Source organism: Piscicoccus intestinalis NBRC 104926 (assembly GCF_001515525.1).
Lineage (GTDB): Bacteria > Actinomycetota > Actinomycetes > Actinomycetales > Dermatophilaceae > Kineosphaera > Kineosphaera intestinalis.
The window spans coordinates 1-805 of sequence record NZ_BCNQ01000320.1 but is presented as its reverse complement, the minus strand read 5'-3'; the positions used below and the strand labels follow the sequence as shown (position 1 = coordinate 805).

Sequence of the window (805 nt, the reverse complement as noted above, 5' to 3'; positions counted from 1 at the left end):
CGAGAAGCCGGGCGCGGACACCGCGGCTGCCGAGCATGGCCCCGGAGCAGCGGGTCGGCCGCCTCCCCGCGCAGGTTTCGCGCGCCCGCCGACGAGCGCGCTGCTGCCGCTGGTGGCGCCGACCCTCATCCTGCTGCTGATGACGCTGGCCGGAGGCGGGTTCATGACGTTCCTGCCGCAGATGCTGCCGAGCCCGGCGCTGGCGACCGCGGGCCTGCTGGCGTTCGGGCTCACGACGGCGATCGGGCGCTGGCTCATCGGCGGCTGGGCCGACCGCTACGGCGCGCACCGCTTCACGGGCCCCCTCATGCTCATCGCCGTCGTCGGCCTGGCGATCGTCGCGTGGGCGGTGCGCGCCGCGGCTCGTCAGACGTCGACGGCCACCCTGGCGGCCCTGTTGCTCGGGGCGCTGCTCACCGGGTTCGCCTACGGGGCGGTGCAGAACCTCACGCTCGTGCTCGCCTTCGAGGCGGCCGGCGACGGCCGGATCAACACCGCCAGCGCCGTGTGGAACGCCGGGTTCGACAGCGGCACCGCGGTGGGCTCGGTGCTCGTCGGAGTGCTCGCCACGCGCATGGAGTTCTGGTCGGCCACCGTGGTGCTCGCCGCGCTGTGCGCGGTCGCCCTGCCGGTCACGCGGCACCAGGCCAGGGCCTCGCCCACGGGCGCCGGGGCCGCGCCGCGAGGGCAGCCATGAGCGCCGGGGTCGCGCCGTGAGCGCCGCGAAGGCCACGCGGACCGAGCGGTCCGGGCAGGCCGGGCGGGACGGGCGGCGAACCGGGCGAACCGGGCGGGCCGAGCGGGA

General features: G+C 77.0%; 1 protein-coding gene. It reads left to right on the top strand.

Annotation, left to right across the window (positions count from 1 at the left end):
- Window positions 1-697: MFS transporter (locus PINTE_RS21475; protein ID WP_157087461.1), on the top strand; the 697-nt coding region annotated here is incomplete at its 5' end.
- Between the last annotated feature and the right edge of the window lie 108 nt (window positions 698-805).